Here is a 25,417-nt window from a genome sequence, read left to right on the forward strand (position 1 = left end):
TGTTGATAACGTCGTCGCGACACCTACCCGCGCTTACCCGCAAGGAGGTATAATACCGCCATCCGGACCGCCACCCCGTTCTGTACCTGGTCAAGGATAATCGAGTGGCGGCTATCGGCCACGTCGCTCGTGATTTCCACCCCGCGGTTGATCGGACCGGGATGCATAATAATAATCTCCTTGTCGAGCGAATCAAGCAATTGCTTATTCAGCCCGTATAGCATGGAATACTCGCGCAGCGATGGAAAATAAGCGATGTCCTGACGCTCCAATTGTATACGGAGCATGTTGGCAACGTCACACCATTTCAGTGCGTTAAGCAGGTTATATTCAACCTTCACTCCTAATGACGCAATGTATCTCGGTATCAACGTCGTGGGTCCGCATACCATTACTTCTGCCCCCAGTTTACGGAGGCAAAGAATATTGGATAACGCCACCCGTGAGTGGAGGATATCACCGATAATAGCCACCTTCTTACCTGCTACATCCCCGAGGCGCTCACGGATCGAAAAAGCATCCAGCAGCGCCTGCGTAGGGTGTTCGTGCGCGCCGTCGCCCGCATTGACGATCTGGGCGTCCACATGTTTGCTCAGGAAAACCCCTGCTCCGGGATATGGGTGGCGCATCACGATCATATCGACCTTCATGGCCAAGATATTGTTTACCGTATCGATCAGCGTCTCGCCCTTGCTCACCGACGACGACGAAGCCGCGAAATTAATCGTATCGGCAGACAGCCGCTTCTCGGCCAACTCAAAAGACAGGCGTGTACGGGTAGAGTTCTCGAAAAACACATTCGCAATCGTAATATCCCGCAACGAGGGTACTTTTTTGATGGGCCGGTTCAGCACATCCTTGAAATTGTCAGCTGTTTCGAAAATAAGCTCGATATCGCTTGTTTGGAGATCCTTAATCCCCAACAGGTGATCGGTACTGAGTTGCCTAGTTGATGCTGTCATTTCTTAATGGGAGCGCCATCATATGGTCGCGCTAATTATCTTTTTCTGTCAATAATTCGATACGGTCGTAGGCATCTACCTCGTTCCAACTAACGATTACCCGCTGGGAATCGATCGAATCCACTTGGATACCGATATAATCGGGCTCGATAGGCAACTGCCGCGAAAACCGGCGATCCACCAATACCAGCAACTCGATCTTCGCAGGTCGGCCGAATGCCTGCAATGCATCCATGGCGGCCCGTATCGTACGGCCCGTCCACAACACATCATCCATCAGGATCACTTTTTTCCCTTCCACGATGAAATCCATATGGGTACTGCTCGGCACCAATGGCCCGCTGTCCTTCCGCCGGAAATCGTCGCGGAAAAACGTGATGTCCAATTCGCCATAGGCAACCTCCGATAAACCCGGTATTTGGTGTAACTCCTCGGCTATCCGCCTCCCCAGATAGGTTCCGCGCGGTTGGATGCCAACGATAACGGAATCGGAGAAATCAACATGGTTTTCTATCAATTGACGGCACAGCCGCTGGATGGTGATTTGGAACTTTTGGCCTTCTAATAATATGGATCGTTTCATTCGAAAATAATCTTCCTTTTTGGCCTCATGAAACCTGCATTTTCTTGGCGCACTGCCTACCGCGCTGTCTTGGCAGGTTTCATCTGAGCTGCACTTTCAAATCGGACACGGAATATAGGTGCAAAATTACTATATTTTTTTGATTTTTACGGGCGGGCGGGTATATTTTTACGGGCTAAACCAACCGATCCGAAAGCCGGGCATCGACATCGAATAAGGTGGGGTTGTGGAATTTCACGGCATCAAAGCGGGCAGCCTGTGGATTGATGATGATGTTGCGTTCGGTGGGCACAATTGCCGATGGCACCGAAAACGCCACAAATCCCGGCTCTGCGAGCAGCTGCTTGCCCAACCACTGGGAATAGTCGAAATTAGCAGCCCAATCGGTTACCATACGCGATTCATCCACATGATACACCGAGTCATCGTCAGTTGGTATGTCGATGGATAAAAGCATCAATCCTGTCATATCTTCCTTTCCCCGTGCATGGACGAACTTTTCCAGCAATGCCAACGAAATGTGCGCGCTGGCATAGAGGCAGGCAACACCCTTGGGGTTCCATCTACCGCCGTACAACCGGGCGCCCATTCCCGTTATATCCGCTACATAATCCCGGTATGCCAACCGATAGACCATCATGGCTAGCTATAAACACCGTAGGCCATGCGGCCCAGCTCGTCGAGAACAAGTTGTGCGCCACCGAAAGACCGGAGTGCCTCAAGGCCTACCTCATTGCCGAGAATGTACTTCGGTGAGCGAAGCCAGGCCTCGAAACCCGTAGCGCCCCCGAATACAACCAAACCGATATCGACCAGGGCGTTTAGTTGGTGTAGGTGTTCTGCATGCAGCCCCTCGAAGGGTTTCCGGTCTTTGAGGTACCGTTGCAATGTCCGGTCACTGATATGCAGCATATCGGCCCACTCTTGCTGGGTAAACGGCAGCTTCTTGTTGAGGGCAACGAACTTCGAGACAGGGAATGAACTTACATTGGCCGAAGATAGGTACATCGCCAGTGGCTCAGCCGCCATCAACGGACTGGTGGCGGATGAATCAGGCTTATCGTAGCGGATAGGTTTCATCATTGCGTCTTTTGTTACTCAAATGTACGACAATTATCCGGATTTCCCAATTCATTTTCACTTTTTTTCCAAAACGGCAACTATGTGCTACAAACGGCTTGCTAGGGTAGCTATCCGACCATCGGCTCCGGCAAGGAGTATCCATGAGCCATGTTTTGCCTTACGTACCACGTGGAAAGACTCACCCGATAAGGCATGCCAATGCAAGCCACCATCAAATGAAATATCAACCCCCGATGTCCCACTTGCCACAACGGTATTGGCGTTAAGGTATTCCACCGAAGAGCGATAGCCGTTGGTTCCCTTCCCGGGAGCAACCCAGTTGGTGCCACCATCCGATGTGAGGTACACGGCATCGTTTGTACGCTCATCCCGCTGGTAGTCCCCTCCTACCGCGATGCCTTGCCGGTCGTTCCGGAACGCAATGGAGAAGATACCGGTCGACGCCGATCCTTGGGCCATGGGGCAGCCGTTCGCCGCCCATGTATCGCCTCCGTCTGCGGAATGGAGCAGCCTTGCCCGGCTTCCGCCCGTGGCGATGAATACATGCCCACCATCCAACGTACGGATACCGGTCCCACTGGCGGCGAAACCTGCCTCTCCATCTGCCAACCGGATGTTGGCGGTGTGGCTTATCGTTTGCCAGCTTGCACCACCATCCGTTGTTTTCAATAGCTGCATCACGCCGCCTATCGGGTCGCCATAGGCGATACCTTGACGGTCGTCCCAAAAGTCCATCCCATCAAAGAAAACCTCGGGCCGTTCGTCTCGATGGGTTTCCCGCCACGTTTGGCCGCCATCTTCCGTAAGGAGGATAACCAATGGCGACCCGGCACTGATGATAACGGCTTCATTGCTTGAAAAAGCCTCGATATCCCGGAAATCGGTGGTTTCATAACCCACGGTCCGTCCCCAATGCCACGTCTCACCGCGGTCTGCCGTACGCCCTATCCAACCGTCGCTCCCACTCACCCATGCTACGGAATCGTCTACCACGGATACCCCCCTTATGCTTGTAGACCGTCCTTTTTGCAGTATGGTTAACTCCACATCTTGCGCCTGGCTACCCGTAGCGCAAAGCAACAACGCGGCGATTAGCCGTACCATCACGATTGCCCTCCGAAGAACAATTGCCGATAGTTATCAAACAGGGACTGTAGTTGCTGGTATCGCTTTTCCTCGCCGCGCATCGCTGTCGCGTGCGCGAATTGTTGCAAAGCATACAGGCTATTACTGATTCCCATTTCCTCCGACCGCCCCAACCGATGCGTCTCTGCGATATCAGCATAGTAAGCAAGCTGCTCAGCCAAAAACCGCTGGTTGCGGTCTACAAGCACATTGGCTTTGTCGGTTTCGCCCAACGCGTAGAGCTGATCTGCCAATACGGGGTAGCGCACAGCGATATCCACGTGGCCGATGTGGGTTGGCAGTACCGTTACCGCCCGATTCACAATATCTCGGGCCGCTTCGGTATTCCCCTCGGCAATCAGCATTTCGGCCGTATCAGAAAACACCTTCACGGTTTCCCCGACCATCCCCCGGGAAGTAGGATCTAGATAAGTTGCATCGTTCATGTTGCCCCAACGGTACTTGTGCATAATCGCCCCATAGGTGGCCTCGGTATTGACCAAACGCGCATGCGCTTCCCCACCAGACCCGGCGTTAACCGGCATGAGTCGCAGTGCGAACCCTTCAGACACCAGATAATCTTCAAGCCCCAACCGTTGGCTTTCCGGCACAGTGAACGCAAAATACACCGGCCGTTCCCAATTGTTATGCACCAACACATCCATCATGACAAGCTCAGCCCGGGTAACGATATCCTGGTTATAGGTCCACTCCATGGTATCGACCACCCGATCCTGCCAAGCCGACGGGACAACGTCGTTGGCCACCACCTGTTGCCGGTCCACGGCAAGCTGGAAGCGTTTCGTGGGTAAAAAGTTCCTCGACGAGCCATCCGCATACTGAAGCTGGTCGGCAGGGTTATCAGACAACAGCAAGGCCAGGATTTTCTGCAGCTCCACCGAATCCTGTATTCCATAATCGTGGTAATATAGGTAGTCCCGGGTACCTTTTACGTATTGCCGATCTTCAATCGTCAATGGCAATGCCGGTGCGTCGTTGACAGGGAATTTTAGCTGATCAACGGCCCAATCCATCCCCAGCAAACTGAGGTTAATTACCCGCACATCGGTCCGCACACCCTCCACCTCCTGCAGATACCACAGCGGAAAGGTGTCGTTGTCGATATATGTAAACAAAATCGCATTCGGCGCACACGATTCCAGGTAGTTTCGGGCCATATCGCGCGCCATGTAGCGATCCGACCGGTCGTGGTCATCCCAATTCTGGTAGCCCAGTAGTACCGGTGCCACCATACAGCTTACTACCATCGCCACGGGAACTGCCATACGCGTCCGGAAACGGGTTCGCAGTGCCTCGGCAAGGCCAACCACCCCCATACCGATCCAGATAGCGAATGCATAGAACGAACCCACATAAGCGTAATCACGCTCGCGGGGTTGCAAGGGCGACTGGTTAAGGTAGAGCACGATGGCCAACCCCGTGAAGAAAAATAACAAGCCGATCACCGCTGCATCCTTACGGCTCCGGCGCACCTGCCAAACGAGACCAATCAATCCCAGTGCCAGCGGCAGGAAATAGTACGTATTACGTGAGGGGTCGCTTCGGGCAGCCTGCGGCAATGCCGCCTGCCCGCCCAGCCTTAACTGGTCGATCGGCGTGATGCCGCTTGCCCAATTACCTTCTGTCCGCCCTGCAAACCGCGCCTCCATATCATTCTGCCTACCGGCGAAATTCCACAGGAAGTAGCGCCAGTACATATGGCCAAACTGGTAGGTAAACAAAAACTTCAGGTTTTCGGCAAACCGTGGCTGCTCTCCCTCGCCAAGCCCCAACCACAACCGATAGGCGAATGGATGGCTATCCCGGTTGCTATAAACACGCGGAAAAAGGGTCGTCCGATCGTGAACTGCCCGGTCTGCTGTACCGGCCAACTCGTATTTGGCCATACCTTTGCGGTATTCGTTTGGCCCGCGTTCAATATCGACGACCTTCGAATCGAAAAAGGGACCATTCACCAATGGTTCACTGCCGAATTGCCCCCGGTTCAAATACCAAAGGAAAGAAAACATATCATCGGGAGCGCTGTTGTTCAACGATGGATGCGCATTGGCCCGTATGAGCACCATGGCGAACGATCCATAGCCAAATACGATGAATCCCAAACATACCAATGCGATGTGAAGCAACGGTTTAACCTTGCGTATGGCATACCAAATGCCGTAGGCGATACTCCCGATCAATAAAACGGCAAACGCCACCGCTCCCGCACCGAAACCCAACCCAAGTGTATTGACGAAAAACAGGTCTGTATACGCGGCAAACTTAACCATGTATTGGATAACACCCCACAGAATAAAAGCCAAAATGGCGCAGCCTACCAGTAGCGCCTTGGTTGCGCCGCCTACCGTGGCCCGCGACGTCCTACGGAAGTACACCACCAAGGCCAGCACCGGTATGGTCAGTAAATTAAGCAAATGCACGCCGATAGATAGGCCCATGATATAGGCTATCAACACCAGCCAGCGGTCGGCACCCTGTTCATCAGCTCGTGCCTCCCATTTGAGAATGGCCCAGAATACCACCGCCGTACAGAGAGATGACCAAGCATACACCTCAGACTCTACGGCCGAGAACCAGAAGGAATCGGTAAAAGCGTAAGCCATGGCACCCACAAAACCCGCACCCATGATCTGCGCCAGTTGTACCGACGCGGGTGCGCTCCCCGGCTTGCATACCAGCTTACGTACCAGTGCGGTAATGGTCCAGAAAAGAAAAACGATGGTGAGACCACTGGTTAATGCCGATCCGAAGTTCATCCAATAGGCTATCCGTGCGGGATTGCCCATTGCAAGGTTGGCGAAAAGATTCTGAAGCATCAAGAACAACGGCGCTCCAGGCTGGTGAACAATCTGCATGCGGTATGCCGCGGCAATAAATTCGCCCGTATCCCACCAGCTGGCCGTGGGCTCCATGGTCAACACATAGGTGGCCGTAGCCATCACGCCGCAAAGCCAGCCTATAAAATTGTTGCTTTTTTGGTAATTCATTGCTTACGATGGTCGTTTATCGCTTAAAGATAAACGGCCAAGCCGAATTACACGCCATCCGAATCGGATTTTAACAAAATTTAACACACCATGGAGCAACCGGCCAATGTCGTACGCACTACGGATTGGCGGTTGGCATCCCGCCGAAGAACTGCGCTTCGAACTGGCCGAAGATACCCGATACGCGGGTCGCCAGCTCCTCCTGCCCGTGTTCCTTGGCTGCTGCCGAAAACCGGTTCAACGTAAACATGCTGTATTGGATGTTCTGCATCTCAAGGTTGGGTTTGGTCTCGGCAATCGCGGCGTAATACCGGAGCTGTTCCTCCAGGTAGTCGACATTACGTTCAATCAGTGCGTTCGCCTTTTCGGTCTCGCCGACCGCGTACAGATTCTCGGCAACGAACGAATAACCGTAAGCATCCATGATACGATAGATACGGGTCGGCATGTTTTCGAGGGCATTGTTCAGCAATTCCTTCGCTTGCTCGGTTTTGCCGGCAGCAATAAGTGCCTCTGCCGGTGCGGCATAGATGTTATTCAATATCAAACTGATCATCCGGTACGATTCGGGATCGATATAGGAAGCGCTTCCGATATTGCCCCACGCATATTTATTCATCGCATGGTCATAAATGGCATCCGCGTTGACCAGTCCCTGTGGCGTATTCGGCTGCATGTTTATGGGCATCAACCGAAGGGCAAAACCTTCCGAAACCAGGTAGTTGTCCAGTCCCATGAAATTCTCACTGGGCACCGTGGTGGCGAAGTAAACCGGCCGTTCCCAATTGTTATTGACCAAAAGGGCCATGATGGCCAGTTCCGCGCGCGACACATAATTGCGGTTGTATGTCCACTCCATGGCATCCGCAATACTGTCTTGCCACATTTCCGGCACCACCTGATTGCGAATCACCGCGTCTTTGTCGATCGTCAATTTCAAGTTCTTCGTCGGCAAAAAGTTTTCCGGCTGTTCGCCCTGCATCGGTCGTTTATCGTTGGGATTATCCGACAGCATGAGAGCAACGATATTTTTCAGTTCCACCGCTCCGGGAATACTAGCATCTTGATAATAGATGACATCCCGCACCCCCTTCACATATTTCTCCTCCGGAATATGGATGGGGAGTCCATCAGCTTCGTTCACCTTCTTGGTCATTTGCCGCACATACCAATCGGCACTCAATAAACTCAGGTTTACCACGCGTACGTCCGGCCGAACATTTTCCACCTCCTGCACATACCATAACGGGTAGGTATCGTTATCGCCATAGGTAAATAAAATAGCATTGGGCGCACACGATTCCAAGTAATCCTTGGCAATATCCCGGGCGAGGAATTTCTGCGAACGGTCGTGATCATCCCACCCTTCCTTGGCAAGGATTACCGGTCCGGCCAGCAAGCCGATGGCGGTGGCTATACTGGCGGCAACCTTGGCATCCAGCTTTTTCAGCCATTCACTGATACCGACCACGCCCAGCCCTACCCAAATGGTAAACGCATAGAACGACCCGGCATACGCATAATCCCGCTCACGCGGCTGCAGCGGATTTTGGTTGAGGTAAAGTACGATAGCCAACCCTGTGAAGAAAAACAGCAGGCCCACCACACCTGCGTCCTTCTGGCGACGCTTGAAGTGCCAGAACGCCCCGATCAGCCCCAAAATAAGCGGAAGGAAATAATATCGATTACGCGATGGATCGGTCTTCAACGATTCGGGCAACGCATCCTGGCCGCCCACGTGCAATTGATCGATTAATTTGATACCGCTGATCCAATTGCCCGACGTTAAATCGCCGTGGCCCTGCTGGTCATTCTGCCGGCCCACGAAATTCCACAGGAAATACCTGCCATACATATGCCCCACTTGGTAGCTGAAGAAGAACCGAAGGTTATCGCCGAAGGTCGGCTGTTCATTCTCACCCAAATTGAGGTAGTTGCGGTAATACTGTTGGTGCGACGCTTCCCGGCTGCTGTGGATACGCGGGAATATCGTTTCCCGGTCGTACACATAGTCGAAGTTGCGGCCAGCCACTTCGTACTTCGCGGCCCCCTTACGGTAAATATCACCACCATAGTTGATATCGACGGGCCGCGCATCGAAATAGGGCCCTTTTACAAGCGGGCTATCGCCATATTGCTCACGGTTGAGGTAGCTGAGGAATGAAAACGCATTGTCCGGATCGCTGTTATTCAATGTCGGGTCTGCCTTCGCCCGGATGAGGATCATGGTGAACGAGCTGTAACCGAAAGCAATGAATGCGAACGACAACAGGATGATGTTGAGCAACGGCTTAGCCTGTTTGATGGAATACCATATCCCGTACGCGGTACCGCCTACTACCAGCAACGCAAATACCACCACGCCCGTGCCGAAGCCCATACCCAACGTATTTACGAAAAACAGGTCGAAGTAGGCAGCAAACTTAATAAGGTATTGGATAATGCCCCAGAGAACCACGGCCACCACCACGCAGCCAATAAGCAACGCCTTGATGGCACCCCCGCTCGTTGCTTGCGTGGTGCGCCGGAAATAGATAACCAATGCAATGGCCGGAATGGCCAACAAGTTCAACAAATGAACGCCTATGGAAAGGCCCATGATGTAAGCGATAAACAACAACCACCGATCCGCCCGGGGTTCATCGGCATGGGCTTCCCATTTCAGGATGGCCCAGAATACCACCGCGGTGCACAGCGATGACATGGCATAAACTTCCGACTCGACCGCCGAGAACCAAAAGGTATCCGTAAAGGTATACGCCAATGCACCGACCGCACCAGCGCCCATGATCTGGATCAATCCGCCTTGCGAAAGTACTGTGTCAGGTTTCCAAAGCACCTTGCGTGCCAGGGCGGTGATGGTCCAAAACAAAAATAGGATGGTCAATCCGCTGGACACCGCCGAGCCAATGTTCATCCAATAGGCGATGCGTTCGGTATTGCCAAAGGCCAGGTTGGAAAAAACGTTCTGCAGCATCAAAAACAAGGGCGCACCCGGCTGGTGCACAATCTGCATCTTATAAGCTGAAGCAATAAACTCACCTGTATCCCAGAAACTGGTGGTGCGCTCCACCGTCATTACATAGACCGCGGTGGCTATCAATCCACATGCCCAGCCCAAAATGTTGTTGATTTTATTATAGTTCATAACGTTTTTTCGCGTACGTTCCCTGTAAATTCACGCCCCGAAAATAAAGAATAGTACGATAACAGCGACATAATATTTAGATTTTTAACACATTGCACATACAATCAATGCTTTCCACTAAAAAATAAAATATTTTTGCATTAATTATTCCATCCTCCTATATTTGCAGACCCATTCGAGAGGGTGGCACAATAGTTCGGATTGCCCGATAGTATAATGGTAGTACGACAGATTTTGGTTCTGTTTGTCTAGGTTCGAATCCTGGTCGGGCAACAAAAAAAATTACGGATTGTCAGTTGGCAATCCGTAATTTTTTAAAGTATATTTATCGCACGAATAGTACAACACCCCAGTCCATTGCTAACCCACAAAATAACAACAACGCCATGCCATTGCAATTCAATCCGGTGAAGCTTTTTTCGGGCACCGGTACGACAGAATTAGCCAAGAAAATAGCCACTGCTTACGGCAAAGACCTCGGCGAAATGACCGTCTCGTGTTTCAGCGACGGCGAAATCCAGCCCTTTTACAATGAATCTGTCCGCGGGTGCGACGTATTCCTCATCCAATCGACCAACCAGCCAAGCGACAACCTTTTCGAGTTGCTACTCATGATCGATGCCGCAAAACGGGCCTCGGCGCATTACATCACCGCGGTGGTACCTTACTTCGGGTTTGCCCGCCAGGACCGCAAAGACAAGCCCCGCGTGGCCATCGGAGCAAAAATGATCGCCAACCTCATCACGGCTGCCGGCGCCCACCGCTTCATGACCATGGATCTCCATGCCGCACAGATTCAGGGTTTCTTCGATATCCCTGTAGACCACCTCGATGCCTCGGTTATTTTCGTGCCGCATATCAAATCGCTCAATCTGCCAAACCTCACCATTGCGTCACCCGACATGGGTGGCTCATACCGGGCCCGTACGTTCGCGAAATATTTCAATGCCGAAGTAGTCATCTGCGACAAGCAGCGTAAACGGGCCAATGAAATCGAATCCATGTCGATCATCGGCGATGTGGCTGGTCAGGACATCGTATTGATTGACGACATCTGCGATACGGCACGCACCCTGTCCAAAGCGGCATCGCTCATCATGGAAAATGGTGCGGCCAGCGTACGTGCCGTGTGCACCCACCCTGTCCTGTCGGGCGATGCGTATGACACCATTGAAAAATCAGCGTTGACGGAGCTGATTGTTACGGATACCATTCCGTTGAAACGCCAAAGCGATAAAATCAAAGTGCTTTCTACCGCAGGCTTGTTTGCCAATGCTATCAAAAACGTTAACGAGCACGGGTCTATCAGCGATTTGTTTAAAGTGGATTAAAGAATCAGCGCGTTCATTTCCAATAACTAAAAATATTGCATACCTTTGCGGCCTTAATTTTTACAAAAAATAATTCAATCAAAAATGAAATCAATTGCTATTAGCGGTTCTCTGAGAGAGAACGTAGGGAAACGAGACTCGAAGGAGCTGCGTTACCAAGGCAAGGTACCCGCAGTACTCTACGGTGGTAAAGAACAGTACCACTTTTCCGTGTCCGCAACTGATTTGAAGCCGGTTATTTACACGCCGGACGTTCATTTCATCGAACTGGATATAGACGGAAAGAAATTCCAAGCTATCCTCCAAGAAGCCCAATTTCATCCGCTTACGGACCTAGTGCGCCACGTCGACTTCCTCGAACTTAACGACAGCAAAGAAGTAGCGTTGAACATTCCCATTAAACTTACCGGCACTTCTCCTGGTGTGAAGGCCGGAGGCAAATTGGTACAGAAGCTCCGTAGCCTACGGGTTAAAGCGCTACCCGGCGATCTACCACAGTACATCGAGGTGGGCCTAGAATCCCTTGAGGTAGGTAGCTCCGTGCGCGTGGCTGATGTGAAAATTGAAAACGGGAAGATTCGCAACAACAGCGACGACACGATTGTTTCGGTCATCATGTCTCGTGCATTGCGCCAAGCCGAACAAGAAGCCGCTAAGGCCGGCAAATAAATTCGGTTATCCATATCGATTACATAAAAAAGCACCGGCAACACAATGCGGGTGCTTTTTTATGCTTATACCCACCGAAACACCAAATAATTGTATGTTTGCACCCATATGGCAGCAAAAAAACAGTTGATCGTTGGCCTCGGCAACATCGGCCAAGAATACGCCGACACTAGGCACAATATTGGCTTCATGATTGCCGATGAGTTGGCTAGAAAGGCTGGTGCCACCTTTTCCACCTTGCGGTACGCATATTATACGGAATACCGCCAACGCGGCCATAGTGTATACGTTATCAAGCCCACCACGTATATGAACCTGAGTGGGAAAGCGGTCAACTATTGGATGCACGAATTGAAAATCCCCCTTCAAGACGTATTGGTCATCGTCGATGAGATAGCTTTGCCGTTCGGCAAGATACGTTTGCGGGCCAAAGGCAGTAGCGCGGGTCATAACGGATTGAAGAGCATCGAAGCGCTGTGCGGCGGCCAGGGATATCCACGGCTCCGTTTCGGCGTCGGCAGTGATTTTCCGAAAGGCCGCCAGGCAGATTATGTGCTCAGCGGGTTTGACAATGACGAGCTGGCGGAGCTTCCGGCCTTAATCCATCGCTCCGTCGAAGTGGTCACCAGCTTTATCAATATTGGGGTAGAACTAACGATGACCCAATTCAACGGATAAACCGGACGCCCTCCGCTTAAATCCCATTGCTCACCCTGGTAGACAGCGAAAAAAACTGACAAAACCGTGTTCATATGCGCCATAATAAGTTGCATATAAACGCTAATTTATCTATGTTTGCACTTCATCCAAAAAAAATATGTCAGAAAAAGCCTCCATCTCGATAAACGGCAAATCTCATGAACTGCCCATTATCACGGGTACAGAAAACGAACAAGCCATCGACATTTCGAAACTGCGTGACGTATCGGGAGCGATTACCCTCGACCCAGGCTTTAAAAACACAGGCGCAACAAAAAGTGCCATTACCTTTCTGGATGGTGAGCAGGGTATACTGCATTACCGTGGATATCCAATTGAACAGCTGGCAGAGCAGTCGACGTTTTTGGAAGTAGCCTATTTGCTGATATATGGCGATCTGCCCTCGGCCGATACGCTGAAGGACTTCAGAAGTAAAATCAGTAGGCACACGCTGATCCATGAAGATATGAAGAAATTCTTCGACGGTTTTCCATCGAAGTCTCACCCCATGGGACAGCTTTCCTGCCTGGTAGGCGCACTTTCGGCCTTTTATCCGGAGTCCCTCGACCCCAATCCCAGCGAGGAGGATGAGAACCTGACAATCATGAAGTTGTTGGCCAAGATGCCGACCATCGTATCATGGATATATAAGAAATCACTCGGCCACCCGGTCATGTATCCACGGAATGAGCTGAACTACGTGCACAATTTCATGAACATGACGTTCGGTCAGATTACGGAGGAAACGACCATTGATCCGGCAGTGGTGCGAGCCATGCACAAGCTATTGATCCTGCATGCGGACCATGAGCAAAACTGCTCTACATCCACGGTACGTATTGTCGGCTCGTCCAACGCTAACCTATATGCGTCGATATCTGCAGGCATTTCGGCACTCTGGGGGCCGCTGCATGGCGGAGCCAACCAGGCAGTCATCGAAATGCTCGAAAACATCCGAAACGATGGTGGTAACAGTGCGAAGTGGCTCGCCAAGGCAAAAGACAAAAACGATCCGTTCCGGCTGATGGGTTTTGGCCACCGGGTGTATAAAAACTTCGACCCACGTGCCAAGATCATCAAGAAAGCGTGCGACGATGTACTTGAGAAACTAGGCATCGACGATCCTGTATTGGATATCGCCAAAGAACTCGAGGAAGCCGCGTTGAAAGACCAATATTTCGTAGACCGGAAACTATATCCCAACGTCGACTTCTATTCGGGTATCATTTACCGGGCATTGGGCTTCCCAACCGACATGTTTACCGTGCTCTTCGCATTGGGCCGCTTACCCGGTTGGATTGCGCAGTGGAAAGAGATGAAGGCCAACAAAGAGCCTATCGGACGGCCCCGGCAAATCTATACCGGTAGCACAAAGCGGGATTATGTTCCGCTCGATAAACGATAGCATAAAAAACCATGGCAACGAAAGCGGAAAATATACGACGGGTGTACAGAATGCCCTTTGCAAGTGTGTACCCGCATTATATCGCCAAAGCCGAAAAAAAGGGTCATACCAAAGCGGAAGTAGACGAAATCATCTATTGGCTCACAGGCTATGACCAAAGAGCCTTAAAGCAACGTATCGACGATAAAACCGACTTCGAAACGTTTTTCAACGACGCACCGCAAATCAATCCGAATGCATCAAAAATCACCGGCGTTATATGTGGCTATCGGGTGGAAGAAATCGAAGAGGAGTTGATGCAAAAAATCCGCTATTTAGATAAGCTGATTGACGAATTGGCCAAAGGAAAGGCCATGGAGAAAATCTTGCGGAAGTAAGTCCGCTGTCACCACCTGCTTCAGAGCAACTTGGTATCCCCGCCAATCCGTTAAGGCCGGTCCATCGTCTATTGTTTCACGTCTAGCGTCTCATGTCTCACAACTAATACCTCAACACAAACCATCCCTTCTCATATTTCCACTCCCCGCCTGCGCGGATTTCCGCCACGTAGAAGTAAGTTCCGGCAGCTACCGGTTGCTGTCCCGTGCCAACACCGCGGAACGCTACCGTGCCGTTGTTATAGCCGCTGGCCTCATACACCACCGTGCCGTTACGGTTAAAGATGCGCACGCGATTGTCTGGATGGTCCTTGATGGCCTCGATGATCAGGTATTCGTTGATACCGTCGCCATTGGGCGACACTGCCTTCGACACCCGCACCGGAAAGTCCGACGACGGGTCGGTAACCCGCACCGTTACTGTCACGGGCGCTGCCGCTTCATGATTGGCATCACCTCCCTGCCGGGCGGTGATACGCACCGTGCCCAGCCGGTGGATAATGAGCGTGGTTCCATCCAACGTGGCCACCTCCGGATCGTCCAGGGCCAGCGTGACTGGCAGGCCGCTGGAAACCGATACCACCAGCGGTACGCTACCCGCATCCCGTCGAATTTCGGCCGGGGCATCCAGCACGATGGCCTGTGTAGCCTGATGAACGGTCAGCGTCTGCGATACCGTGGGTTGATTGCTATAGTTCCCGTTTTCCGGCACTACCGCCGTAATCGTGGCTTCTCCAGCCCCAACGATGCGGATACGGCCGTTCACAATCCCGGCAACTGATAGGTCGTCACTGTAATAGCCGATGGCCTCACCGCTACTGGCCGTGGCCCCTGGATCGAAGTCCGCATCCCCATAGGCCTTCTCCGGCAATGCCGGGAAAACCACACTCCGTGTGGCCGGCGTGATGAGCAGCGCCCCACTCCGGTACTCCAGGGCATAATTGGCTGTCTGTAAACCGGAAGGTATGATATCATAGCTGTCGGCATCCACAGCCCCTTGCGCACTGCCACCGTATACCAGCGTACCTGAAAGGACGGAGGCGTCTTCGCCCGCAATGAAACCATCATAGGTCACCCCGTTGCCGCCACTGAAGGGTGCCCCATCATATACCTTCGTGCGGCTACTTGCGGTTACCGTCAGCAGCCTCTTCGTAACGATGCCGATGGATGCCGTGATATCTGCCATGTTGCCGACACTGTAATTGCCTGCATCGTTACCAATCAGCGTGATATCGGCCAGCGGCAGTGTCACCGGTTTAGCCTCACCGGCATCCGCTGTACGATAGGAAACCGTACCGGCCGACAGTGATACCGACAGGTCATCGCCATTCACTACCTCCCCCACCGCAACGCCCAATTGATTTGCCGTAATCGTTCCCAGGGTTGCGCCATCGTATTCCTTGCTAACAGCCGCATCAGGGACAAACCTCACCGTCACCGGCTTCTTGGTCACCGACAGGCTCCCACTCCGATACTCGATGGCATAGTTAACCGAAGACAGTCCCCCCGGCTCGATGAAATAACTGCCCACATCAATGGCGCCTTGTGCCGTGCCGCCATACGTCAGCGTACCGCCCAGCACCGAGGCATCCTCACCGTAAACAAATCCGGTGTACTGCACCCCGTTGGCCGCTTCGTAGGGCTCTCCGTCATACACCTTACCGGCGTTGTTCGCCGTCACCACAAGGGGCTTGCCAGCCACGCTGAGGGTAAAGGATATCGACGTCGCGGGACTATGGTTCCCGTCACCCGGCTGCTGTGCTGTGATCACAGCAGTCCCCACACCGCGAATCACTACCCACCCGTTGGCGTCAACCGTGGCAACCGATTCGTTGCCGCTGATATAGCTCACCGGAAGACCTTTCGTGGAGGTGGCCGCTGCCGAAATCGACTCCCATCCGTAAGTTACGCTGACGGTACTTCCAGCCAGTTGGCTATTGAACGCCAGCGTGTTCCCGTCCGCCGGCGCGATAATCAGTGTACCATTAGCATAGCCTATTTCGTAGTTGGCGGACGACAGCCCCTGTGGCTCGATAGCATAGGTCCCTGCTTCGATTGCACCCTGTGATGTGCCACCGTAGGTCAGCGTACCACCCAGCACCAACGCGCTTTCACCGGGAATAAAACCTTCGTAGCTGACCCCATTCCCGCCGCTGTACGCCTCGCCGTCATATGTTTTTATCGCATTGTTCGCCCTTACCTCCAGTGCCTTTCTCTCCACCTCGATGCGGAACGCAAGGGGTTCAGCCGGTGCGTAGTTCACGTTCCCTTCCTGGCTGGCACTGATCACCGCCGTGCCCACCCCCCGGATGCTCACCTGACCATTGCCGTCAACCGCCGCAACCGCCTCGTTGCTGCTCGCATAACGGACTGCCAGGCCTGAGCTGGCGATGGCCGAGCCGTCCACATCCGCATCGCCGTAGGTACGCGTGACCGTTCCGTTTTCCTGCTGTACATTGAAAGAAAGCCTGTTCTCCGCTCCCCCGGAAATGGTCAGCTTCCCGGCAATGTAGGCAATCACATAGTTGCCCGATACGTGACCCGAAGGCTCGATGGTGTATTCGCCCGCCTCTACTGCACCTTGCGATGCACCACCATAGACGAGTGTCCCCGACAACACCGAAGCGTCCTCGCCCGGAACGAATCCATCATAGGTCACCCCATTGCCACCGCTGTATGCCTCGCCGTCAAATAGTTTCGTATGGTTGTTTGCCGTTATCGTGAGCGCCCGCTTGGCAATGGTGCCGGCATTTGCCGTGATCGCCGCCGTGTTGCTGATGCGGTAATTCTTCGCATCGGCACCCGCCAGCGAAACGTTGGCCAAGGGCAGTGTCACCAGTTTATCCGTTCCCGCTTCTTCCGTGTCGTACGTGGCCGAAGCAGTCGCCAAGCCAATCCGTACTTCATCGTCGGCCAATACATCGCCAACCATGAACAACAGTTGGCCAACCGTTACTTCTGCCCTTGTTGTGCCGTCATATTCCTTTGATACCGCTGCATCTGCCGCGAAGCCGATGGTCACCGGTCTGCGCTCGACGGTCAATGTACTTGTTACATCCGGGGCTGGCAGATATTCCGCATTGCCCGCCTGGCTCGCCGTAATGGTTGCCGTTCCGGCACCGGTAATCTGTATTTTGCCGTCTACGATGGTCGCTACGGCCGGATTGTCCGATGCATAAGCGATCACAAGACCCGAACTGGCTGTAGCACCGGGATCCATATCCATATCGCCGAAGGTGTATGGTGCCAGGGCCGCAAACGTGATGACTTGCGTTGCTTTAGCCCTCGTGATGGTCAGTGTATAGTACTGGGTTACCGTGCCGTTTTCCGAAGTCACAGCGACCTCAATGGTGTTGGCACCGGTGATAAGCGTCACCGGCGGTGACGCTGTGCCGCTGGCTACTTCCACGCCGTCGACCTCGATACGCATTTCTTCACCCGCCGTCGGAACAAGCGTTACCGAAGCCGTTGCGTAAGGAACCGAAGCCGCATACTGGTATACCGTGGGCGAGAATACGGGGCTCAGTGTGCCGCTGCTCAAGGTCAATGCCTGCAATGCGGCGGCCGATGAAAGTACGGTAACGCTACTACCATCGGTCGTAGCGGCCACCGTTGCCCCGGTATTGCCAATTAAATCGCTGTAAGTGATGCTGAACGGCACGGTATCCTCCGCATCGGATGCCGTCAACGTATAGGAAGCTGTCCAATTGTTCCCGCCCGTATGGGTTGCCGTAACGGTATGCGTGGCAATCGTCACTGTGGGAACCGCAATCGGTTCGCTGGACGTGAAATCCAGCGTGATGACGTCGTCTACCCCTGCCCGCGACGCATCGGCGTTGTCCGAAACGATGCCTACCGCCGTAAGCACGGGTGTTGTTTTATCAATCGTATACGTTTCCCCTACCACCGGTAACGTATTGGTCAATCCGGGTGTCAATCCCATTGCATCCGAAAGTTCCAGTGTAATATCCCCATCTTCGCTGCCAGTACCAACGGTAATCGTATAGCGCTTTTCATCCGTACCTACAGGCGAAACCGATACCACGGATGCATCGGCAATGCCGGTTGTCAACGAGAAATTGGCCGGGGTTAGTCCCGATACCGCAGAACCGAACGTCACGGTATACGCTACCGTGGCGGCGTTAGTGGGATTGGCGTCCGCCCGCACAATCGCGTCAAGCGTAGCCAGCGTAGTGAAGTTAACCGGATTATCGGCGGCCACCGCGGTTTGATACCGGGCTTCGCCAGCCAGCCCGTTATCATTGTATTCAACGACCATTATCCGGTACGTTGTGGAAGGGCTTAAACCGGAAACAGCTACTGTATTACCGGTTCCATTATATAGGGCATACCATCCACTGCTTCCCAGCTGATGGCCGGAACCGAAATTACTATCAGCCTCATAATCCATGCCGTCAACCGGGGAAGCCGAGCCGGTATCGCCTTCCTTCATCAATACCATGCGCCCGGCGCCATTGCCGCTTGTCCAGCTGATGGTAGCCGAAACGGCGCTCCTATCCGAGACAACAATGTCTGAAGCCTGTGTAGCGGGGCGAAGCAGCAACTGGTTCTGCAATACCGAGACCGTGTTGCCTGTATAATTTGCTGTTGCCAGGTCGGGCTTTCCATCACCATCCAGGTCGCCGATGGCAGCATATGCCGGCCCCACTCCGGTTGTCAATGCGATAGGGCCAGCAAAACCGATCGTACCGGCACTCCCTGTATTCGAGAATACGGAAATGGTATTACTGTTATAATTAGGTATCGCCACATCCGGTTTACCATCGCCGTTCAGGTCGCCGATAGCAACCGAATACGGGCGATCCCCGGTTGCCAGTGTTACGATAGGATCAAAGCTAAAGTTGCCTACCGTGCTGGTATTCCGCAATACGGAGGCCTGTTGGTCCAATAAATTCGCAGTGACCAGGTCCAGCTTCCCGTCGCCGTCAAGGTCGCCAACGGAAACCGAATAGACGCCCGGAACCGCCACATCCGTTGCTGCGGCAAAATCAATAGCACCGGGAACCGAAATATTCCGTAAAAAGGATAACGAGCCATCTGCGTAATTGGCTGTAATCAGGTCGGGCTTATGATCGCCGTCAATATCCCCGACGGCCAGAGAATAAGGCTCTGCACCCACGGCATAATCCCGGCTAGGATCAAAAACGATATTCCCTATGCCCCCCGTGTTCCATAATACCGAGACCGTATTACTCAGCTTGTTCGCCGTAGCGATATCGGCCTTCCCATCCCCATCCAGGTCCCGGATAATCAGGAAGAACGGGCATCCGCCTACCGCCAGGTCCAGCCTGCCCGCAAAACTAATATTCCCCGGGGTGCTGGTATTGCGATAGACCGTAACCTGATCGCTGTTGAAATTAGTGACGGCCATATCCGGCTTGCCGTCCCCATCGATATCACCGACGGCGACCGATGCTGGGTTTGTTCCAGTCGCATAATCCACCCCATCGGCAAACGACATGCTGCCCGCACCGCCGGTGTTGTAAAACACCGAAACCGTATTTCCATCGTAATTGACCGAAGCCAAATCGGGCTTCCCGTCGCCGTCAAAATCAATAATTGCGACCGATTCCGGCTTGGCCCCGGAAGGCAGATCTATTTTCGGCTTAAAGTCAGCGGTGATCAAGTCGTCCTTATTCGGTTGAAAACCAGGCAGAAAAAAATCGCTGCTATAAGCGCTCAAACCGTTGCCCGTATTCAAAACAGCAACAGGGGCGTAAGCAGCACTTACGGGAACCGTTACGGTTAACGAGGTAGCTGTTCCGCCCGTAACCGTTGCTTTTACCGGACCGAAGAATACGGTATTATCGGTTGCTGTCGTATGAAAACCAGTGCCGGTAAGGATCACGCTCTCCCCGGGTGTAGCCGTGGCAGGAGCGAACGAGCTGATTACCGGTGGCTGGGCCATCGTTGTAAAATTTACCGGGTTATCCATAGCGCTAATCGCTAAATAATCTTCCCCATTGCTCGCCAGCGTTTCGTTATATTCCACGACCATCACCCGGTATGGGGTAGCCGCGCTTAAGCCGTTAATCGCTACCGTAGTACCGGTACCGTTATACACGGCATACCAGCCCGAACTACCGATTTCCGTGCCTGCGCCGAATACGGCATTGGCAGTATAGGACGTTCCATCAACCGGAACAGGTTCGCCCGTACTGCCATCGGATACGAACACGACCCGTTTACCGCCGTCGCCGTTCGTCCAGCTTACGGTCGCGCTTGCACTGGCCAGATGGTTTACCGTTACCGCAGAAGCCTGTGCAGTTGGACCATAATCTTGCAATTCATAAGCCCCGGCATCCACTGTAAACCATTTACGCGGATTACCCGCAATATCGGTCGTGATAGCCGAGAGATCCGGTGTTTGCCCGGCATCGAACACGGTATTGTTCCCCGCATTGATCACGGGATTGGCAGAAGAGTAGTTTAAAGCCAGGCCATCATCTGCCGTACCCCAGGTACCATCTGCACCAACAGGATTAATAGGGGCATCAAAGATACCGGCCAGGGTGATACCGCTAGCATCTATATTGCCGTTAGCTGTATCTGTGCTGCCTTCAATCAGGCTATTGGCTGTGGCAATACTGCCGGAAGCGGTAATGCCCCCAAAAACGATACTGTTCCTGATATCGACCGGCGCAGTGCTTATTTTATGGAAGGCTACACCACCGCCAGTATTCCCCGCCATGGTCATATTGATAAACGTTCCTTTTCCGGAAGCACCTGAACCATGATATATACCCATCCCATCAGTGCCGGCATGATTCCCCGAAAACACGGTATTCGCAGCAACGAGATCAGAGGCGCCGTGCACATATATACCAGCGCCATCAGCGCCGCTTTTATTTCCCGAAAACACCGAATGGCTGATCATCACAGAAGAGTCGTGGATATAGCTTCCCGCGCCATTGTTTCCCTGATTTTCTGAAAATACCGAATGGGTGATCGTAGGGCTGGAGGACTGATTAGACATACCTCCGCCCTTAAGACCAAAGTTGTGTATAAACTTCACGTGACTAATTTCCGGAGAGGATCCATTCAGATGAAGCCCCCCGCCATACCCCTGATTAATCGTAGTAATGGTATTGACGGTAATATCGCCTATACCATCTGCATAACCTCCTGTAACCGTAAAACCATTCAACCCGGCTGTGCCCACTGCATCTGCGGAGATCACTACATGGTAAGCATTATCATCAAAACCGGCAATGTTCAATGTGATTCCGCTGCCGGTTACCCCATCGGCAACGCCATCGATATCTCCACTCAGAATGGTTTCATTGGTACCATCCAATGTACGGTCGTCGATATCGGTTTCCGTTCCATCGCCGTAGAAGCCGCCATAGATTTTCACATCGGGTACCAATACAAAGGCGTTGTCACGGCCAGTGGGGTTGGCTCCGCTTAAATCATCTGCACGGTATTTAGGTTTATAGGTTCCTTTGGCTACCCATATCTGCCGGATGGAGGGGTCGGTTTTTGCCGCTGCCAGCACAGGCGCCAGGTCGTGATACGCGCTAGCCCAGCTGCTGCCATCGCCTGCCGGTGCGGGGGTATTAGCATTTACATAAACAATGCCGGATGCATCGGGAATGATGGGCGCATTGCGGAAGAAGGAAACGGTATTTGCACTTTGATTGGCAACGGCGATATCCAATCTACCGTCACCATCCATATCGGCAAGGGTAGGATAGCGGGCTCCGGCACCGGATGCCAGCTCAAGACCTGCCGCAAAGCTAATGGTTCCAGTACCCGTACTGGTATTGCGGAGGATGGATATACTGCCTGCCGTTTGATTCGCCGTCACGATATCCGGCCTGCCATCACCGTTGACATCACCGTAGGCGATACCAAAAGGGTTATCGCCTACGGGAAAGGGACCTGCATCGGTAGCAGTGATGCTGGTCGCACCACCGCTTAATCCCGTGTTCCGGAATACAGAGATATTGTCTGTATTTCCATTGGCAACAGCGATATCCGGCATTCCATCGCCATCGAGATCGCCGACTGCCACATACCGTGCGCCGACACCTGCGGTAGTACGTGCAATGGCAGCATCAAAGCTGACACTTCCGGGCGTGCTGGTATTGGGGAATATCAAAAGCTGGTCGCCAACATTACTGGTCAACAACTCGGCCTTGCCATCCCGGTTGATATCCGCAATGACAATGCTGACGCCGGTGCCAAATGCCGGCCCCACGGAAAGTGTTGTATAAGCATTATCGAAGGCAACACTGCCCGGGCCGCTGCCCAGGTTGCGATGCACATAAACATAACCCATCCCGGCAGCCTCTCCCGTTACGGCCACATCAGGCCGCCCGTCGCCATCAATATCGCCGATAGCAACGCTTATAATATTGGCGCCTGTCGTAAACCACACATCGCTGAAACTGAAATCGCCACTGCCGCTGCTGGTATTCCGGAACACATGTATCCTTGCACTTGTTGGATCCGTAACGACCAGGTCTGGTTTACCATCCCCGTCTATATCGCCAACGGCAACCGAGCGGGGACTATTTCCTGCAGTGAGGGTGCCGATTAATACCTGTGTATAACTAACCGTACCGGCGCTGCCTGTATTCTGAAAAACCGACACATTCCCCGGACCTGCAATGGCATTCGCTACGGCCATATCCGCCCTGCCGTCCCCGTCAAAGTCACCGTAAGCGACTGAAAAAGGAGTGGACCCTGCGATACCTGGTTCAGCCGCAAAATCAAGGGCAGTGATGCTGCTCTTATTCGGCGAGAATGATGGGGAAAAAGGCACGGGGCTGCTACCGGACAAATTGTTCGCCGTATTCAATACGGTAATGCGATCATGCGTAGCGCCAAGGGGGACGGTTACGGTCAGTTGGGTTGTGCTTGCCGCAGTAATCGCGGCCTTTACGCCGCCGAAACTCACGATGTTGTTGGCAGTGGTGGTATTGAAATTAGCGCCTGTCAGGGTCACACTTTCACCGGGTGCTGCAGTAGCCGGGCTAAAGGATGTAATAATGGGAGGAAACTGTAGGGTATTCCGATACAACCCAATCCGGCCCGTATTCGTGGCGCCGGCAAGGACATCCTGCTTCCCATCCGCATTCATGTCAGCGATGGCCAGGAATCTGGAGTAGCCATTTATCCCCCCTTGCGCAACCCGGTCTCCCTCACCGAAACTGATGGCGCCCGGTGTACTGGTGTTCCGGAAAAGAAAGAATCTATAATCCGCAGAACCAAAGTTTTGGTCGGAACTGATTGCAAGATCCGGCTTCCCGTCGCCGTTGATATCGCCCAGGGCACAGGCTTGTTGCGAATCACCGATCGGGATAGCTATGACCGTACTAAAATCAAGTGAACCGGAGACGCCATAACGGTTGTGGAATACCTGGGCCGTCGTCGCACTGCTATTGCCCGAAGTGACCACCAGGTCGTTGTAGCCATCGCCATCGATATCCCCGGCAATGATCCGGTTTGGGCCGGCATTGGTGGCAATGATCCCGGCGGAAGTAAAACTGATATTGCCTGGGGTGCTGGTGTTCAGGAACACAGCAAAGCCATTGCTGTTACTTCTAAGCGTGACTATATCGGGTTTCCCATCCCCGTTGATATCGGTAAGAACCATGTCTAAACCCTGCCCTATACCAGTCAGATCGGGCGTTAAGGCGAAGTTTATATTTCCAATACCGCTGCTCGTATTCCGCAAAATAGATACAGAGCCCGAATGATAATTGAGGGCAGCCACATCGGTCAGCCCATCGCCATCGATATCCGCCGTTCTGATCACTTCGGTACCCAGACTGGTTGTAAATGGTCTGGAAACGATGAATGTTCCATTGCCCTGGTTCCTGAGCACAAATACATCACTTAGGGTAACCGTCTGAGGAGGGCCGACATCTATTAGGTTAGCCGCAGCAATGATATCCAGCAAACCATCCCCATCCATATCGCCAAGGGAGGCGATCGCCTGTCCATTGTACCCGGCGAAAGTAAAAATCTGGGGTGAGTTACTAAATGACATTGCACCACCCGTTGTACCTGTATTGTGCTGGATAAGCAACGTATTCTCTAACGTTGACGTCCATCCGTTATCATTGATAACCAGGTCCGGCTTATTATCCCCGTTCAGGTCGCCCACTACTCCCCCGTATATCCTCGATATCGGCGTGGTCAATCCATCGAATGTAAGGTCTGCCTCAACCAACGTGGGTTTGAAAGGGGATTGTGTAGGCAGGAAGTACTGGCGTCCGGATCCGCTCAGCCTGGTCGCCGTATTCAATACGCTGATCGGACCGTATGAAGCGCCGGCCGGAACCATCACGGTGAGGCTGGTCGTGCTGGCCGCCATTACAGATGCTCTCATCCAGCCGACGTATACGATATTATTAGCGAGCGTGGGGTTGAAACCCGTGCCGGTAATTGTCACGCTGCTACCTGCGGCGGCCCTGGTCGGTGAAAAACTCGTGATGACGGGTGGCTGTGCATTGGCCATTTGCGTTACAAACAACCCAAGACAGAGCAATAATAAGCGGCAAAAATTGCAGGAAGAAGCAATGCTCATAACAGGTTATCTTTCAGGTTTTTAAGTTTGCATTTTTATATTAGCATCGTCAGTGTCGACAGGCTCGTGCCACAACAAGGTGCATGCCCAGCGGCTGGGCAACATCGGCGGGGCGATACTTCGTTGGCAAATACCTGCATGCGGACAACTATATTAGTTCTGTCGGTGGTTACTACTGGTCAGGAAAACGCTGAGAAAACTTAACGTTTCGCAGGAACCGAATATACATTTTTTTCTAACCATCCGGATGTTTTTTTCACTTGTGTTCCCTTTGTATTAACTAAGTTTGTGTCATGTCAGACTTTCGATTAAACCGAAATGTCTTTAAAGAGTAGTCTGCTTCCGAAGCCAGTAATCATGCTGCCTTCTACAAAAGCAAAAGTTGGTTAGAAACGCCTTAACCGCACCAAATTTAGCGCTAAGGGAAGAGATTTACATGATGACATTATAGGGCGGGTAGGCCAAA

The 25,417-nt window shown here is 52.7% G+C and carries 13 protein-coding genes and 1 tRNA gene; 6 read left to right on the plus strand and 8 right to left on the minus strand.

Annotated features, from left to right (window positions below; all coding sequences use genetic code 11):
- Positions 1-23: 23 nt before the first annotated feature.
- The 7 genes from ACEVG1_RS16870 to ACEVG1_RS16900 all read right to left on the minus strand — a co-directional run bounded on the left by ACEVG1_RS16870 (position 24) and on the right by ACEVG1_RS16900 (position 9,909).
- Positions 24-962, minus strand: a complete 939-nt coding sequence (locus ACEVG1_RS16870) for an aspartate carbamoyltransferase catalytic subunit (protein WP_374744895.1) — start codon at positions 960-962, stop codon at positions 24-26.
- Between the two features lie 31 nt (positions 963-993).
- Positions 994-1,545 carry a bifunctional pyr operon transcriptional regulator/uracil phosphoribosyltransferase PyrR gene (gene pyrR / locus ACEVG1_RS16875; RefSeq protein ID WP_374744896.1) on the minus strand — a complete coding sequence of 184 codons (552 nt, stop codon included), beginning with the start codon at positions 1,543-1,545 and terminating at the stop codon, positions 994-996.
- A 175-nt stretch (positions 1,546-1,720) separates the two neighbouring features.
- On the minus strand, positions 1,721-2,185 hold the full coding sequence (locus ACEVG1_RS16880) for an RES family NAD+ phosphorylase (RefSeq protein ID WP_374744897.1): 465 nt from the start codon (positions 2,183-2,185) through the stop codon (positions 1,721-1,723).
- Positions 2,186-2,187: 2 nt separating this feature from the next.
- Positions 2,188-2,628 (minus strand): antitoxin Xre/MbcA/ParS toxin-binding domain-containing protein, encoded by a 441-nt coding sequence (locus ACEVG1_RS16885; protein ID WP_374744898.1) that lies wholly within the window; start codon positions 2,626-2,628, stop codon positions 2,188-2,190.
- An 84-nt stretch (positions 2,629-2,712) separates the two neighbouring features.
- Positions 2,713-3,732, minus strand: a complete 1,020-nt coding sequence (locus ACEVG1_RS16890) for a WD40/YVTN/BNR-like repeat-containing protein (protein WP_374744899.1) — start codon at positions 3,730-3,732, stop codon at positions 2,713-2,715.
- On the minus strand, positions 3,732-6,761 hold the full coding sequence (locus tag ACEVG1_RS16895; RefSeq protein WP_374744900.1) for a protein O-mannosyl-transferase family: 3,030 nt from the start codon (positions 6,759-6,761) through the stop codon (positions 3,732-3,734). Before ACEVG1_RS16895 ends, ACEVG1_RS16890 begins: the two co-directional genes overlap by 1 nt.
- A gap of 118 nt (positions 6,762-6,879) precedes the next feature.
- Positions 6,880-9,909, minus strand: a complete 3,030-nt coding sequence (locus ACEVG1_RS16900; protein ID WP_374744901.1) for a DUF2723 domain-containing protein — start codon at positions 9,907-9,909, stop codon at positions 6,880-6,882.
- A gap of 202 nt (positions 9,910-10,111) precedes the next feature.
- On the opposite strand from ACEVG1_RS16900, the gene ACEVG1_RS16905 reads away from it, so the two are divergent.
- The 6 genes from ACEVG1_RS16905 (at position 10,112) to ACEVG1_RS16930 (ending at position 14,390) form a co-directional block, all read left to right on the plus strand.
- Positions 10,112-10,182: transfer RNA gene (locus ACEVG1_RS16905), tRNA-Gln, on the plus strand.
- Positions 10,183-10,295: 113 nt separating this feature from the next.
- Positions 10,296-11,240, plus strand: a complete 945-nt coding sequence (locus ACEVG1_RS16910; protein ID WP_374744902.1) for a ribose-phosphate pyrophosphokinase — start codon at positions 10,296-10,298, stop codon at positions 11,238-11,240.
- 84 nt (positions 11,241-11,324) lie between these two features.
- Positions 11,325-11,909 carry a 50S ribosomal protein L25/general stress protein Ctc gene (locus ACEVG1_RS16915; protein ID WP_374744903.1) on the plus strand — a complete coding sequence of 195 codons (585 nt, stop codon included), beginning with the start codon at positions 11,325-11,327 and terminating at the stop codon, positions 11,907-11,909.
- A gap of 108 nt (positions 11,910-12,017) precedes the next feature.
- Positions 12,018-12,587, plus strand: a complete 570-nt coding sequence (pth, locus tag ACEVG1_RS16920; protein ID WP_374744904.1) for an aminoacyl-tRNA hydrolase — start codon at positions 12,018-12,020, stop codon at positions 12,585-12,587.
- 139 nt (positions 12,588-12,726) lie between these two features.
- Positions 12,727-14,013: a citrate synthase gene (locus tag ACEVG1_RS16925; RefSeq protein ID WP_374744905.1), complete on the plus strand. Its 1,287-nt coding sequence runs from the start codon at positions 12,727-12,729 to the stop codon at positions 14,011-14,013.
- Positions 14,014-14,024: 11 nt separating this feature from the next.
- Complete coding sequence (locus ACEVG1_RS16930; RefSeq protein WP_374744906.1) at positions 14,025-14,390, plus strand: DUF2200 domain-containing protein; 366 nt, start codon at positions 14,025-14,027, stop codon at positions 14,388-14,390.
- A gap of 103 nt (positions 14,391-14,493) precedes the next feature.
- Here ACEVG1_RS16930 and ACEVG1_RS16935 read toward each other — a convergent pair whose 3' ends face one another.
- Positions 14,494-24,882: an FG-GAP-like repeat-containing protein gene (locus tag ACEVG1_RS16935; protein WP_374744907.1), complete on the minus strand. Its 10,389-nt coding sequence runs from the start codon at positions 24,880-24,882 to the stop codon at positions 14,494-14,496.
- Between the last annotated feature and the right edge of the window lie 535 nt (positions 24,883-25,417).

The organism is Parapedobacter sp. 2B3 (assembly GCF_041925275.1).
Classification (GTDB): Bacteria; Bacteroidota; Bacteroidia; order Sphingobacteriales; family Sphingobacteriaceae; genus Parapedobacter; species Parapedobacter pyrenivorans_A.